At 74.4% G+C, this 13213-nt stretch carries 14 protein-coding genes; all 14 read right to left on the reverse strand.

Annotation, left to right across the window (positions count from 1 at the left end; genetic code table 11):
* Positions 1–29: 29 nt before the first annotated feature.
* The 14 genes from K8Z61_RS07085 to K8Z61_RS07150 all read right to left on the reverse strand — a co-directional run bounded on the left by K8Z61_RS07085 (position 30) and on the right by K8Z61_RS07150 (position 13170).
* A complete protein-coding gene (locus K8Z61_RS07085; RefSeq protein WP_224127925.1) occupies positions 30–848 on the reverse strand; it encodes a F0F1 ATP synthase subunit delta in 819 nt (272 codons plus the stop codon).
* Complete coding sequence (locus tag K8Z61_RS07090) at positions 848–1411, reverse strand: F0F1 ATP synthase subunit B (RefSeq protein ID WP_224127926.1); 564 nt, start codon at positions 1409–1411, stop codon at positions 848–850. The genes K8Z61_RS07085 and K8Z61_RS07090 overlap by 1 nt, the downstream gene beginning before the upstream one ends.
* A 21-nt stretch (positions 1412–1432) precedes the next feature.
* Positions 1433–1642 (reverse strand): ATP synthase F0 subunit C, encoded by a 210-nt coding sequence (locus tag K8Z61_RS07095; RefSeq protein ID WP_224127927.1) that lies wholly within the window; start codon positions 1640–1642, stop codon positions 1433–1435.
* 142 nt (positions 1643–1784) lie between these two features.
* Positions 1785–2582 (reverse strand): F0F1 ATP synthase subunit A, encoded by a 798-nt coding sequence (atpB, locus tag K8Z61_RS07100; RefSeq protein WP_224127928.1) that lies wholly within the window; start codon positions 2580–2582, stop codon positions 1785–1787.
* A gap of 193 nt (positions 2583–2775) precedes the next feature.
* Positions 2776–3243, reverse strand: a complete 468-nt coding sequence (locus tag K8Z61_RS07105; RefSeq protein WP_224127929.1) for a hypothetical protein — start codon at positions 3241–3243, stop codon at positions 2776–2778.
* Positions 3244–3400: 157 nt separating this feature from the next.
* Positions 3401–4546, reverse strand: a complete 1146-nt coding sequence (locus K8Z61_RS07110) for an MraY family glycosyltransferase (protein ID WP_224127930.1) — start codon at positions 4544–4546, stop codon at positions 3401–3403.
* A 4-nt stretch (positions 4547–4550) separates the two neighbouring features.
* Positions 4551–5207, reverse strand: coding sequence for an L-threonylcarbamoyladenylate synthase (locus K8Z61_RS07115; RefSeq protein WP_224127931.1), 657 nt, complete (start codon positions 5205–5207; stop codon positions 4551–4553).
* 5 nt (positions 5208–5212) lie between these two features.
* Positions 5213–6055: a peptide chain release factor N(5)-glutamine methyltransferase gene (prmC, locus tag K8Z61_RS07120; protein WP_224127933.1), complete on the reverse strand. Its 843-nt coding sequence runs from the start codon at positions 6053–6055 to the stop codon at positions 5213–5215.
* A complete protein-coding gene (gene prfA, locus K8Z61_RS07125) occupies positions 6052–7128 on the reverse strand; it encodes a peptide chain release factor 1 (protein ID WP_224127935.1) in 1077 nt (358 codons plus the stop codon). Before prfA ends, prmC begins: the two co-directional genes overlap by 4 nt.
* A 102-nt stretch (positions 7129–7230) precedes the next feature.
* Positions 7231–7455 (reverse strand): 50S ribosomal protein L31, encoded by a 225-nt coding sequence (rpmE, locus tag K8Z61_RS07130; RefSeq protein ID WP_224127937.1) that lies wholly within the window; start codon positions 7453–7455, stop codon positions 7231–7233.
* A gap of 132 nt (positions 7456–7587) precedes the next feature.
* Positions 7588–9582: a transcription termination factor Rho gene (rho, locus tag K8Z61_RS07135; RefSeq protein ID WP_308116753.1), complete on the reverse strand. Its 1995-nt coding sequence runs from the start codon at positions 9580–9582 to the stop codon at positions 7588–7590.
* A 191-nt stretch (positions 9583–9773) separates the two neighbouring features.
* Positions 9774–10727, reverse strand: coding sequence for a homoserine kinase (gene thrB, locus K8Z61_RS07140; protein WP_224127939.1), 954 nt, complete (start codon positions 10725–10727; stop codon positions 9774–9776).
* 14 nt (positions 10728–10741) lie between these two features.
* Positions 10742–11860, reverse strand: a complete 1119-nt coding sequence (thrC, locus tag K8Z61_RS07145; RefSeq protein ID WP_224128754.1) for a threonine synthase — start codon at positions 11858–11860, stop codon at positions 10742–10744.
* A 5-nt stretch (positions 11861–11865) separates the two neighbouring features.
* A complete protein-coding gene (locus tag K8Z61_RS07150; protein ID WP_224127941.1) occupies positions 11866–13170 on the reverse strand; it encodes a homoserine dehydrogenase in 1305 nt (434 codons plus the stop codon).
* Between the last annotated feature and the right edge of the window lie 43 nt (positions 13171–13213).

The following is a 13213-nucleotide window of genomic DNA, read 5'->3' on the forward strand; positions in this document are numbered from 1 at the left end:
CGAAGTCGTGGGCGGCTGGGGCGGGAGGCTCAGCCGGCGAGGCGGCGCGTGGCCTCGTCGAGGCGGCTGGAGACGGTGCCGTCGATGACGTCGTCCCCGATCTCGACCCGGATGCCGCCGATGACGCTGGGGTCGACCAGCAGGTTGAGGTGGACCGGTCGGCCGTACTGACGCGCGAGCGCGTCGGCGAGCCGGGTGCGGTCGGCGTCGGAGAGCGGACGGGCCACGCGGACGGTGGCGACGCTCTCGCCGTGCACCTCCGAGGCGACCCGCTGGAACTCGTGCAGGGCCACGGCCACCGTGCGGTGGCTGCTGGCCACGGCCCGGACGGCCAGGGCGACCGTGCTGGGCAGGGCCTTGCCGCCGAGGAGGTCCTCGATCAGCGACGCCTTCGCGGCCGTGGTGCGAGCCGGGTCGGCGAGCGCGTCACGCAGCTCGGGAGCGTGCTTGACCGCCTCGCCGAAGGAGAACAGCTCGTCGGCGAGCCGCCCGGACTCGGCACCGGCCGAGCGGACCGAGGCCACCACCGAGAGGTGCTCCAGGGCGTCGGCGAGGTCGCGGGTGGAGGTCCACCGCTTGATCACCGCCGTGGCCACCAGCTCGAGGGTCTCGGACCGCAGCCGCGGACCGAGCACCTCGCGCACCAGGCCGGACTTGGCCTCCGAGGCGATCGAGCCGTCGGTGAGGAAGCGCCGCAGCGCACCCTCCGCACGCAGGGTCTCGGCGACGTCGAAGAGCTCGCGCCCCACGACGGCGGCGGTCTCCTGCGAGCCGGAGACGGCACCGGCCAGGGCCTGGTCGAGCGCGGCGACGGCGTCGGCCGAGCCGCCTCGGAAGCCTCGTGCCATCAGTTGACCCCCGGAGTCCCGGCCTCGAGGTCGGCCAGGAAGCGCTCGACGACGCGGCTCTGACGAGCGTCGTCCTCGAGGCTCTCGCCGACGATGCGGCCGGCCAGACCGGTCGCGAGGGCTCCGACCTCGGCCCGCAGGGCGGTGACCGCCTGCTGGCGCTCGGCCTCGATCTGCGTCTTGCCGTGCTCGACGATGCGCGCGGCCTCGGCCTGCGCCTGCTCGCGCAGCTCGGCGACGATCGCCGCACCCTGCTCGCGGGCCTCCTCGCGGATGCGCGCGGCCTCGTGACGGGCGTCGGCGAGCTGCTGCTCGAGCTCGGCCAGCTTGGCGTCGGCCTCGGCCTGCTTGGACTCGGCCGCGGCGATGCCGCCCTCGATCGCCTTCGTGCGCTCCGCGTAGGCGCGCTCGAAGTTCGGGATGACGAGCTTGAGCAGCAGGACGAAGAGGATCAGCAGGACGACGAGACCGAGGACGATCTCGGGAAGCGCCGGTACCAGCGGGTTGGGGGTCTCGGTCTCCGTGACCCCCTTCTCCGCTGCCCGGACGATCAGCGACAGCATGAGCTAGTCAGCCTCCGCGAATCAGGGCTGGAGGACGAACGCGAGCGCCAGCGAGATGATGAAGAACTGCTCGGCGAGCACGAAGCCGAAGATGGCGATGCTCTGGAGTCGGCCCTGCGCCTCCGGCTGACGGGCGACGCCCGAGACGTACGCGGCGAAGATCAGGCCGACGCCGATCGCCGGGCCGATGGCGGCCAGGCCGAGGCCGATCATGTTCAGGGTGCCACCCATGGGGGTTTCCTTTCGGTTGGGCCGCACCGGTCTGGTCGGTGCGCCGTAGTGGGTTCTGCGGAGGAGTGCTCTGGGGGTCGTGCCGGTGCTGCGGGTGCTGCGGGTCGTGCGGTTCGTGGGAGGCGCGCGGCGGCCGGGGCCGTCAGTGCTCCTCGGCGATGGCGCTGCCGATGTACATGGCGGCCAGCAGGGTGATGACGTAGGCCTGGAGGAACATCACCAGCATGTCGAGGAAGCTGACCGCGATGCCGATGACGAAGGAGAGGACGCCGGCGGTGATGCCCAGCGCCTTCGGGTCGTAGGACGAGATCAGGTACTCGGCGCCGGTGGCGAACAGGATCAGGAGCAGGTGGCCGGCGAACATCGTCGCGAAGAGTCGCAGGGCCAGCGTGAACGGCCGGACGATGATGTTGGAGAAGAACTCCAGCGGCACGAGCGCGATGAGGATGGGGCCGCTGATGCCGCCCGGCACGGTCTGGTGCTTGAGGTAGCCGAAGAAGCCGTGCTTGGCGATGCCGACGCCGTTGTAGATCAGCCAGATGACCAGGGCGATGGCGATCGGGAAGCCGATCCGGGACATCGACGGGAACTGGAGGAGCGGGATGACGCCGTAGAAGTTGTTGACCAGCACGAAGGTGAAGATCGCGAAGAGGATCGGCACGAACCGCTGGAAGTCGTGGGCGCCGATGGTGTCGCGGGCGATGCTGTTGCGGACGAAGTCGTAGACGTACTCGCCGGCGAACTGCAGCCGGCCCGGCACGACCGCGGCGCGGCGCGACATCGCGTAGAAGAGGCCGAGGATCAGCACGGCCGAGAGGACCACGAGGATCATCGGCTTGGTCGCGCCGGCGAACAGCGGGTCGAGCTCGAAGTCGAGGGGGCCCGGGATGTGGGGACCCTCGCCGGCGGCCCGGATCACGCTCGTCGCGATGAGGCTCACTGCATCTCCTGAAAGTCGGTTCCTACGGCTGCGTGTCGTGTGGCGTCGGCATGCGGGTGAGCGCGGGACTCCCGAGCGCGCGCCATGCCGGGCTCGCGCTGCGGTGGCGCGGTCGGACAGGGGGTCGGCGTGCGATCGCGACCGGCCCGGTGGGGGCGGTCGCGCACCGGACGATAGCAGGGGCGGGGGGTGCTCACGCGCCCGCCTCCTCGTCGAGATCGTAGGTCGGGATGCGCTGGCGGAGCACCGCGACGGACTGCGCCGCCACCCATGCCACGCACACCGCCATGACGCCCAGCCCGAGCCAGGTGCGCGAGAGGGCGTCGTCGAGCAGGCCCGAGCCGTTCATCACCAGGAAGAAGAGCCCGAGGAGGGCCACCTGGAGGGTGTAGGTCATCAGCGCCGCGCCCAGGGCGGCGGCCGGGACGGCGGTCGCGACGAGGTCGACGGCGTAGGCGCCGAGGAGGAAGACCGCGAGCGTCACGCCGGCGCCGAGCGCCGCTCCCCCGGCTCCGCGGCCGGAGTCGACGGCGGCCGCGACGAGCACCAGCGCGAGGCTGACGCCGGCGCCGACGAGCGCCGCCCGGAGCAGGGCCGGGCGCCCCGTCGACCGGCGGCGCGAGGGCGCCTGCTGCGGTCCGGCGGTGCGGTCGGTCGTCATGGTCGGCGGCCGTTCTGGTCGGGGTCTGGCGGGAGCTCGAGCGGCCTCTCGACCGCTCGTGAAAACTATCACAAGGTCACCGGAGGGCGGTCAACTGGATCGTTCCAGAGAGCCCTCCCCCGCCTGGCGCCGGCCCTGCCAGGGGGCTGGCGAGGGCTCAGGCGCCCCCGGCGGGGAGGGTCGGGACGACCGGCTCCTCGCTCTCGGGAATGGCGAAGGTGAGCACGACCGCGACGACGGTCGAGACGGCCAGCGTCGCCCACACCCACGGGGCGGCGTAGAGGCTGGCGACGACGGTCCCGAAGGAGATCAGGGCCGCCCACATCCACATGATCATCACCGCCCGTCGCTGCGAGTGGCCGATCTCGAGCAGCCGGTGGTGCAGGTGCTGCTTGTCGGGGGCGAAGGGCGAGCGGCCCTGCGCCGTGCGTCTCACCACCGCAAGCACGAGGTCGAGCAGCGGCACGATCAGCACCGCCAGCGGCGGCAGCAGGAGCGGCAGCAGGGTCGGCGCGAGGCTCGCCTGCCCGCCCGCGCCGCCCTGGCTCAGGTCGCCGTCGGCGAACTGGCCGGTGAGGGTGATCGCGCTGGCCGAGAGCACCAGGCCCAGCAGCATCGAGCCGGAGTCGCCCATGAAGAGCCGGGCCGGGTTGACGTTGTGCGGCAGGAAGCCCGCGCACACGCCCGCCAGGGCGATGGCGAGGAAGGCCGCCGACGTCGCGCGGTCGGCGTTGTTGATGCGGGTGAGCTGGTAGCAGAACACGAAGAACGCCAGGGCCCCGAGGCCGACCATGCCGGCGGCCAGGCCGTCGAGCCCGTCGACGAAGTTCACCGCGTTGACCGTGGCGACGACGACGAAGCCCGTCAGCAGCGCGCCCTGGGCGGGGTCGAGGGAGAAGACCGTGCCGTCGGTAGTCGGGAAGTAGTAGAAGCGGATGCCCGAGGCGACCAGGAAGCCCGCCGCGAGCACCTGGCCGCCGAGCTTGGTGAGGGCGTCGAGCTCGAAGAGGTCGTCGAGCACCCCGACGGCGCAGATCATCACGCCGGCCGCGACCACCACCCCGGCGTCGTGGAAGACCGCGAGGCCGCTGGAGAGGAACGGCAGGTGCCGGGCGACCAGGAGCGCGGAGACCAGGCCGCCGCACATGGCGATGCCGCCGAAGTACGGGATCGGCACGTCGTGGACGTCGCGGTCGCGCACCCGCGCCACCGCCCCGAGGCGCAGGGCGCTCTCGCGGGCCAGCACCGTCAGCAGGTAGGTGACGGCGGCCGCGACCACGAAGACCAGCGCGTACTCCCGCACCGGCTCAGTCCTCCAGCGTCAGCACGGCCCCCAGGGGCTCCAGGACGGCGTTGAGCTCCTCCAGCGAGAGGGCCCCGAGGCGCAGCACCCGCCCGGCGTCGGTCGTGACGTCGACGATGGTGGACGCCTCGCCCTTGGGCGAGGGCCCGGCGTCGACGATCACCTCGACGTCCTCGCCCAGCATCTTCTCGGCCGCGTCGGCGTCGACGGCGGCCGGCAGGCCCGTCTTGTTCGCCGAGCTGACCGCGAGCGGGCCGGTGCGCTCGAGGATCTCGCGGGTGATCTCGTGGTCGGGCATCCGCACCGCGACGGTGCCGCGGGTCTCGCCGAGGTCCCAGTCGAGGGACGGCTGCTGGTGGCAGACCAGCGTCAGCGGGCCGGGCCAGAAGGCCTCGACGAGCGCACGCGCGTAGCCGGGCACCCGCACCGCGAGCGCGTCGAGGGTGCTCGCGGCGCTGACCAGCACCGGCGGGGGCATCTGCCGGCCCCGGCCCTTGGCGGCCAGCAGTCCGGCGACCGCCTCGGCGTCGAAGGCGTCGGCGGCGATGCCGTACACGGTGTCGGTCGGGATGACGACCAGTCCGCCGCGCTGGAGCGCCAGGCTCGCCGCGTCGATCGCCTCCTCGCGCTCCTCGTCGGTGGTCGTGGGGTATCGCGTCACGGGGGTCATCGTGCCAGCCGTGCGGTGGTGAAGCGCGCACGACCGGCCAGGTCGACGTGGTCGCGCACCTCGACCCAGCGACCGACCTCGGCGAAGACGGCCGGCGCCGAGGCGCCCTGGACGTCGGCGTGCTCGGCGCCGACCACGCCCCCGGGCCGCAGCAGCACGGCGGCCCGGCGGGCGAGGACGCGCAGCGCCGTCAGCCCGTCGTCCCCGGAGAAGAGCGCGAGGTGCGGGTCGTGGTCGCGGGCCTCCGGCGCCACCGACTCCCAGGCCTCCAGCGGCACGTACGGCGGGTTGCAGACCACGACGTCGACGCCGCCGGCGAGGTCGTCGAAGGCCTCGCCCATGTCGCCCAGGCGCAGGTCGACGCCCGTGCCCGCGAGGTTGCGCTCGGCCCAGGCGTGCGCGCCGGGATCGAGCTCGACGGCGTGGACGCGGGCGTGGGGCACCTCGTCGACGACGCTGCGGGCGATCGCGCCCGAGCCGGTGCAGAGGTCGACGACCACCGGCGCCTCAAGCGCCGCGGCCTGCTCGATCGCCCAGCCCGCCAGCAGCTCGGTCTCGGGCCGCGGCACGAAGACGCCGGGGCCGACGGCGAGCTCGACGTGCCGGAACGCGGCGAGGCCCGTCAGGTGCTGCAGCGGCTCCCGCGCGGCCCGGCGGGCGAGCAGCGCCTCGAACCGCCCCAGCGCGTCGTCCGGCACCTGCTCGACCAGCGGGAGCCGGCCGCGCACGGTGCCGAGCACGTGGGCGAGGAGCTCGGCGGCGTCGTGCTCGGGGCTCGCCACACCCGCGGCCGCGAGCCGCGCGGCCGCGTCGGCCAGCAGCCGCCTCGGCGGGGTCATCCCTCCCCCAGCGCCGCCAGGCGGGTCGCGAGGTCGGCCTCGACGCAGGAGTCGAGCACCGGCTGCAGGTCGCCGTCGAGCACCTGGTCGAGGTTGTGCGCCTTGTAGCCGGTGCGGTGGTCGGAGATGCGGTTCTCGGGGAAGTTGTAGGTGCGGATGCGCTCGGAGCGGTCGACCGTGCGCACCTGGCTGCGGCGGGCGTCGCTCGCCTCGGCGTCGGCCGCCTCCTGCGCTGCGGCCAGCAGGCGCGAGCGCAGGATCCGCAGCGCCTGCTCCTTGTTCTGCAGCTGGCTCTTCTCGTTCTGGCAGCTGACGACGATGCCCGTGGGCAGGTGGGTGATGCGCACCGCGGAGTCGGTGGTGTTGACGCTCTGGCCCCCGGGCCCCGAGCTGCGGAAGACGTCGATGCGCAGGTCGTTCTCGTCGATCGTGACGTCGACGGGCTCGGCCTCCGCCAGCACCAGCACCCCGGCCGCGCTGGTGTGCACGCGCCCCTGCGACTCCGTGACCGGCACTCGCTGCACGCGGTGCACGCCGCCCTCGAACTTCAGCAGCGCGTACGGGGCCTCGCCGGGCTCGGGGGCGCCCTTGGCCTTGACCGCGACGGTGACCGACTTGTAGCCGCCGAGGTCGGACGGGGTGGCGTCGATGAGCTCGACGCTCCATCCCCGGCGCTCGGCGTAGCGGGTGTACATGCGCAGGAGGTCGCCGGCGAACAGCGCGGACTCCTCCCCGCCCTCGCCGGACTTCACCTCGACGATGACGTCCTTGTCGTCGGCGGGATCGCGCGGGACGAGCAGCCGACGCAGCCGCTCCTCGACCTCGCCGCGACGCGCCTCCAGGGCGTCGGCCTCGGCGGCGAAGGCGGCGTCGTCGCCGGCGAGCTCACGGGCCGCACCGATGTCGTCGCCGAGCCGCTGCCACTCGCGCCACGTGCCGACGATCGCCGAGAGCGCCGCGTAGCGCTGGTTCAGCCGCTTGGCCAGGCGCGGGTCCGCATGGGTCTCGGGCAGCGCCAGGCGCGTCTCGAGCTCGGCGTGCTCGGCGAGCATGCCCTCGACGGCGTCGAACAACGGGGCCTCCGGCGGTGCTGTGCGGGTGACGGGCGGTGACGGGCGGGAGAACGCGAACGCCGGCCCCCCGTCCGAAGACGGAGGGCCGGCGCTCGGTGCGGGCTACTTGCCCTGGTTGGCCTTGGCCTTGGCGTAGCGGGCCTCGAACCGGGCGACGCGGCCGCCGGTGTCGAGGATCTTCTGCTTGCCGGTGTAGAACGGGTGGCACTGCGAGCAGACGTCGGCGTGGATCGAGCCGGAGGTCGCGGTGCTGCGGGTCTCGAACTGCGCGCCGCAGGTGCAGGTGACCTGGGTGACGACGTAGTCGGGGTGGATGTCCTTCTTCATGGGTCCTCGTCTCGTGAACGGGCTCCGGGTCGTCAAGGCGGGATGCCGGGACGTGAACCGGTGCCGAGGTGCGATTGTGCCAACGCCGCGGGCGGCCGGCCAATTCCCGGCCGGCCGCGCCCCGGACGCCGCTCAGCGACGGCGCTGCGCGGCGGTGAGCAGCTCGATGTTGGTGCGGGTCGAGCCGACGCGACCGAGCAGGTCCGCGAGCGCGTCGGCGGGAGCGGCGGGCAGTGCGGCCCGCAGCCCCTCGACGACGCCGGCCTCGGCCTCGCCGAGCAGCACCTCCGGACGCCGGGTGCCCGACGCCGCGACGTCGACCGCCGGGAACAGCCCGGCCGCGGCGAGGTCGGCCCGCAGGCGCAGCACCTGGTTGGCGGTGCCGGTGAACTCCTCGAGGATCAGCTCGTCGGTGGCCGAGCCGGTGTCGGCGGTGGCCGTGGCGAGCACGGTGAGCGAGCCGCCGTTCTCGATGTTGCGGGCGGCGCCGAAGAACCGCTTCGTCGGGTGCAGCGCGGCGGAGTCGACGCCGCCGGCCAGGGTGCGCCCACCCGCCACCGCGGCCAGGTTGTAGGCGCGGCCGAGCCGGGTGATGCCGTCGAGCAGCACGACGACGTCGAGCCCGAGCTCGACCAGCCGCTTGGCCCGCTCGATCGCCAGCTCGGCGAGGACGGTGTGGTCGGCCGGCGCGCGGTCGAAGGTCGAGGCGATCACCTCGCCCTTGACCGAGCGCTGGAAGTCGGTGACCTCCTCGGGCCGCTCGTCGACGAGCACGACCATCAGGTGCGCCTCGGGGTTGTTGCGGGTGACCGCCCGGGCGATCGCCTGGAGGATCGTGGTCTTGCCGGCGGAGGGCGGCGAGACCAGCAGGCCGCGCTGGCCCTTGCCGATCGGCGCCACCAGGTCGACGACCCGGCCGATCGCGTCGTCCGGCTCGGTCTCCAGGCGCAGCCGCTGCTCGGGGTGGAGCGGGGTCAGGCGGGAGAACTCGACGCGGTTGCGGGCGGTGTCGGGGTCGGCGCCGTTGACCGACTCGATGCGCACCATCGGGTTGAACTTCTCGCGCCGCTCGCCCTCGCGGGGCTGCCGCACCTGGCCGACGAGGGCGTCGCCGCGCCGCAGGCCGTACTTGCGCACCATCGTGAGCGAGAGGTAGACGTCGTCGGGCCCGGGCAGGTAGCCGCTGGTGCGGACGAACGCGTAGTTGTCGAGCACGTCGAGGATGCCGGCCGCAGGGACGAGCACGTCGTCGTCCTGGATCGCGGTGTCGGGCTCGCGACTGCCGCCGACCCGTGCCCGGTCGCGGTCGCGACCCCGGCGCCGCCGGCTGCGTCCGCGACCCTCCTCGTCGTCGTCCTCGTGCGCCGCGTCGGCCGACGTCTGGGAGGCCGGCTCGCCCTTCTGCTGGGGCTGCTGGGGCTGCTGGGGCTGCTGGCCCTTGCCCTGCTCGCCCTGCTTCGCCTGCTTGCCCTGACCACCGCCCTGGTGGGCCTGCTTCGGCTGGTTGCCCTGGTTGCCGCCGTTGCCCTGGTTGCCCTGCTTCGGCTGCTTCGCGGCCTGGCCCTGGGCGGACCTGTCCTGCGGGGCCGGGTCCTGGGCGGCGCCCTGCCGGGCGTCCTGCTCGGGGCGCTCGGGGCGCTCGGGGCGCTCGGGGCGCTCGGACTGGTCGGAGCGCTGGCGACGGGGGCGCTGGCCGGCCGGCTCCTGGGCGCGCTCAGCGGAGGCGTCGGCGGGCGCGTCGCCGGCGGCGCTCGCGGCCGGGGCGGGCTCGGCGACCGCGTCCTGCGCCGCGGAGTCGGGACGCGGGGCGCGGGCCGAGCGGGTGCGGGTGCGCACCACGACGGTGGGCGGCGCCGGCTCGTCGGCCGCCGACTCCGGCGCGCCGACCTGGTTCGGCGCCGCCGTGTCGGTCGGGACGTCGCTCGCGGCGCCGGTGGAGCCGGTGGCCTGCCCGGCCTGGGCGGCGGTGATCGCCTCGACCAGCTGGGCCTTCTTCATCGAGCCGACCCCACGGACGCCCAGCCCGGAGGCGAGGGTCTTGAGGTCGGCGAGGAGCATGCCGCTCAGTCCGCCGCGGCGGCGCGAGGCCGCCTGCTGGGCGTCGGCGACTGCAGAGCTGTCGGTCACGTGAGTCCTTCCCACGGAACGGCCGGCACAGGAGGCCGGCGAACGTCGATCCGGGCGCGCTGCCGACGATCTGGACGATCGTGGCGGCTGGCGGCCGGTGCTGGGCCGCCGGGACGGGCGGCCAGGCTCCCCGGAGACGGGAGGCGGCGTCAACGTACCACCGGCGTCGGCGGCGCCGTGGATCCGCGCGTTCAGGCCGGACGGACGCCGTCGTGGTCGATCGCCAGGGCGAGGCCCCGCCAGCCCTCGGGACGATGGCCGAGCACGGTAGCCGCGTCGACGAGCCCGGGCACGGCGTGGCCCTCGGCGGCGACCAGGGCGAGCACGGTCGGCCCGGCTCCCGACACCACCGCCGGCACCCCGAGCGCGCGGAGCCGGTCGATCAGCGCGAGCGACGCGGGCATCGCCGGCCGACGCTGCTCCTGGTGGAGGTGATCGCGGGTCGCGCGGAGCAACTGCTCGGGCGCCCCGGCCAGGGCCGCGACCAGCAGCGCGGCGTTGCCGGCGTCGGCGGCGGCCGCGGCGTGCGGCACGACGTCCGGCAGCAGGCCCCGCGCGGCCTCGGTGGAGAGCGGGGTCGGCGGGACGAGCGCGACAGCGGCGAGTCGCGGGTCGACCGCCGAGCCGACGGCGTACCACTCCCCCGTGCTGGTCGGGCCGGTCGCACCGGCATCGCGGCCGGCGATGGTGAAGCCGCCGAACCACGCGGGCGCGACGTTGTCGGGGTGGCCCTCGAGATCGGCGGCGAGGGCGAAGGCGGCGGCGTCGGGGAGCCGGCGCTCGCCGTCGACGACCAGCGCGCGGGCGAGCCACACGCCGGCGACGATCGCGGCCGAGGAGGAGCCGAGGCCGCGGGCGTGCGGGACCACGTTGCGGCAGGTCAGGCGCAGGCCGGTCGGCGGGGCGTCGAGCTCGGCGAGCACCCGCCGCACCGTGCGCACGACGAGGTGCCGCTCGTCGAGTGGGACGCCCTCGGCGCCCTCGCCGTCGACGACCACCTCGAGTCGCCCGGCGTCCGGCAGTGCCTCGAGCGTCAGCTCGTCGCGCAGGTCGAGCGCGAGGCCGAGGGCGTCGAAGCCCGGCCCGAGGTTCGCCGAGGTGGCCGGGACGCTGACGGCCACCGGTCCCCGGACGAGGACCGGCATGGGGTCGGCCACCTTCAGACGAGCCCGGCGGCGCGGGCGGCGTCGTCGACGTCGGCGTCGACGACCACGTCGACCAGCGGGCCGAAGCCCTCGAGCGCCGTGGCGGTGTCCTTCAGCCCGTGACCGGTGACGGTGATGACGACCCGCGAGCCGGCGTAGGACTCGCCGGCGGCGAGCTCCTGCAGCAGACCGGCGACGCCCGCTGCCGAGGCCGGCTCGACGAACACGCCGTCGTGGCGGGCGAGCTCGCGCTGGGCGCTGAGGATCTGCTCGTCGGAGACCGCGGCGAAGCGACCCTCGGACTCCTTCGCGGCGCTCTCGGCGAGGTGCCACGAGGCCGGGTTGCCGATGCGGATGGCGGTGGCCTTGGTCTCCGGGTGCGGGAACGGCTCGCCGGTGACCAGCGGGCTCGCGCCCTCGGCCTGGAAGCCGCGCATGACCGGGCGCCGGGTGCTGCGGCCGAGCTCGAGGTACTGGGTGTAGCCCAGCCAGTACGCCGAGATGTTGCCGGCGTTGCCGACCGGGAGCAGGTGGTAGTCGGGGGCGTCGCCGAGGAAGTCGCAGATCTCGAAGGCGGCCGTCTTCTGACCCTCGAGACGCACCGGGTTGACCGAGTTGACCAGCGCGACGGGGTAGTCCTGGGCGAGCCCGCGGGCCATCGCGAGGCAGTCGTCGAAGTTGCCGCGGACCATGATCACCTGGGCGCCGTGCATGATCGCCTGGGCCATCTTGCCCGCCGCGATCTTGCCCTCGGGCACGAGCACGAGCGGCTTGAGGCCGGCCTTCGCCGCGTAGGCGGCCATCGAGGCCGAGGTGTTGCCGGTGGAGGCGCACACGACGGCCTCCGCGCCCTCGTGCCTGGCCACGGAGATGGCGGCGGTCATGCCGCGGTCCTTGAACGAGCCGGTGGGGTTGTCGCCCTCGACCTTGAGGTGCACCTCGGCGCCCGTCAGACCCGAGAGCCAGCCGGAGTGGACCAGCGGCGTGCCGCCCTCGCGGAGCGTCACCGCCTCGGTGCCGGCCGGGATCGCGAGCAGCTCGCGGTACTCCTCGACGACCCCGCGCCACTGACGGGTCGGCGCGAGGGCCGGCGCGGAGCCGGCGGCCGGGGACGCGGCGGGAGCCGCGGGCAGGGTGGTCACTCGTTGTCTCCTTCGACCCTCATCACCGAGGTGACGTCGCGGACGATCTCCATGGTGCGCAGGTGCTCGACCGTGGCGGCGAGCTGCGCGTCGGTGGCCTCGTGCGAGACGACGACCAGCTGCGCGTCGTCGTCCCGGCCCTCCTGGCGGACGGTCTGGATCGAGACCCCGTGCTCGGCGAAGGCCGTGGCCACCGCCGCGAGCACGCCGGCCCGGTCGTCGACGTCGATGGCGACGTGGTAGCGGGTGCGCGTGTGGCCCATCGGCAGCACCGGCCGGTCGGCGTAGGCCGACTCGCCCGCCCCGCGCGTGCCGGCGAGCCGGTTGCGGGCCACCGTGACGAGATCGCCGAGCACCGCGGACGCGGTCGGCGACCCGCCGGCGCCGGGGCCGTAGAACATCAGCTGGCCGGCCGCCTCGGACTCCACGAACACGGCGTTGTAGGCCTCGCGGACCGAGGCCAGCGGGTGCGAGCGCGGGATCATCGCGGGGTGCACGCGCACGGCGACGGCCTCCTCGCCCTCGGCGTCGGTGCGCAGCTCGCAGATGGCCAGCAGCTTCACGACGCTGTCCATCTCGCGGGCCGACGCGACGTCGGCCGCGGTGACCTCGCCGATGCCCTCGCGGTGCACGTCGGCGGCCGTGACGCGGGTGTGGAACGCCAGCGAGGCGAGGATCGCGGCCTTCGCCGCGGCGTCGAAGCCCTCGACGTCGGCGGTGGGGTCGGCCTCGGCGTACCCGAGGTCCTGGGCCTCCTCGAGCGCCTCGGAGAACCCGGCGCCGGAGGCGTCCATCTTGTCGAGGATGAAGTTGGTCGTGCCGTTGACGATGCCGAGCACCCGGGTGACTCGGTCGCCGGCGAGCGACTCCCGCAGCGGGCGCAGGATCGGGATGGCCCCGGCGACGGCGGCCTCGTAGTAGAGGTCGCGCTCGGCCTTGGCGGCCGCCTCGTAGAGCGTCGGGCCGTCCTCGGCGAGCAGCGCCTTGTTGGCGGTGACGACGCTGGCGCCGCCCTCGAGCGCGGCCAGGATGAGCGAGCGCGCCGGCTCGATGCCGCCGATGACCTCGACGACGAGGTCGACGTCGGGCCGGGTGACCAGCGCGAGGGCGTCGGTGGTGAGCAGGCCCTCGGGCACCTCGACGTCGCGCGGCGCGTCGAGGCGGCGCACGGCGACGCCGGCCAGCTCGACGGGCGCTCCGATGCGGGCGGCGAGATCGCCGGCCTGCTCGCTCAGCAGCCGCACGACCTGCGACCCGACCGAGCCGCAGCCCAGCACCGCGACCTTGAGGGGGTGACTCACCCCGTCAGCCTATCGGCGGCGACGCCCGCCCGCGGATTCGTCG

This window comes from Nocardioides sp. TRM66260-LWL, assembly GCF_020075545.1.
In the GTDB taxonomy this organism is placed as follows: Bacteria; Actinomycetota; Actinomycetes; order Propionibacteriales; family Nocardioidaceae; genus Nocardioides.

Excerpts from the sequence above, each read along its gene's own strand:
- K8Z61_RS07085 (WP_224127925.1), bottom strand. The coding sequence starts at position 848 with ATGGCACGAGGCTTCCGAGGCGGCTCGGCCGACGCCGTCGCCGCGCTC.
- K8Z61_RS07090 (WP_224127926.1), bottom strand. The coding sequence starts at position 1,411 with ATGCTGTCGCTGATCGTCCGGGCAGCGGAGAAGGGGGTCACGGAGACC.
- K8Z61_RS07095 (WP_224127927.1), bottom strand. The coding sequence starts at position 1,642 with ATGGGTGGCACCCTGAACATGATCGGCCTCGGCCTGGCCGCCATCGGC.
- K8Z61_RS07105 (WP_224127929.1), bottom strand. The coding sequence starts at position 3,243 with ATGACGACCGACCGCACCGCCGGACCGCAGCAGGCGCCCTCGCGCCGC.
- prmC (WP_224127933.1), bottom strand. The coding sequence starts at position 6,055 with ATGACCCCGCCGAGGCGGCTGCTGGCCGACGCGGCCGCGCGGCTCGCG.
- rpmE (WP_224127937.1), bottom strand. The coding sequence starts at position 7,455 with ATGAAGAAGGACATCCACCCCGACTACGTCGTCACCCAGGTCACCTGC.
- thrB (WP_224127939.1), bottom strand. The coding sequence starts at position 10,727 with ATGCCGGTCCTCGTCCGGGGACCGGTGGCCGTCAGCGTCCCGGCCACC.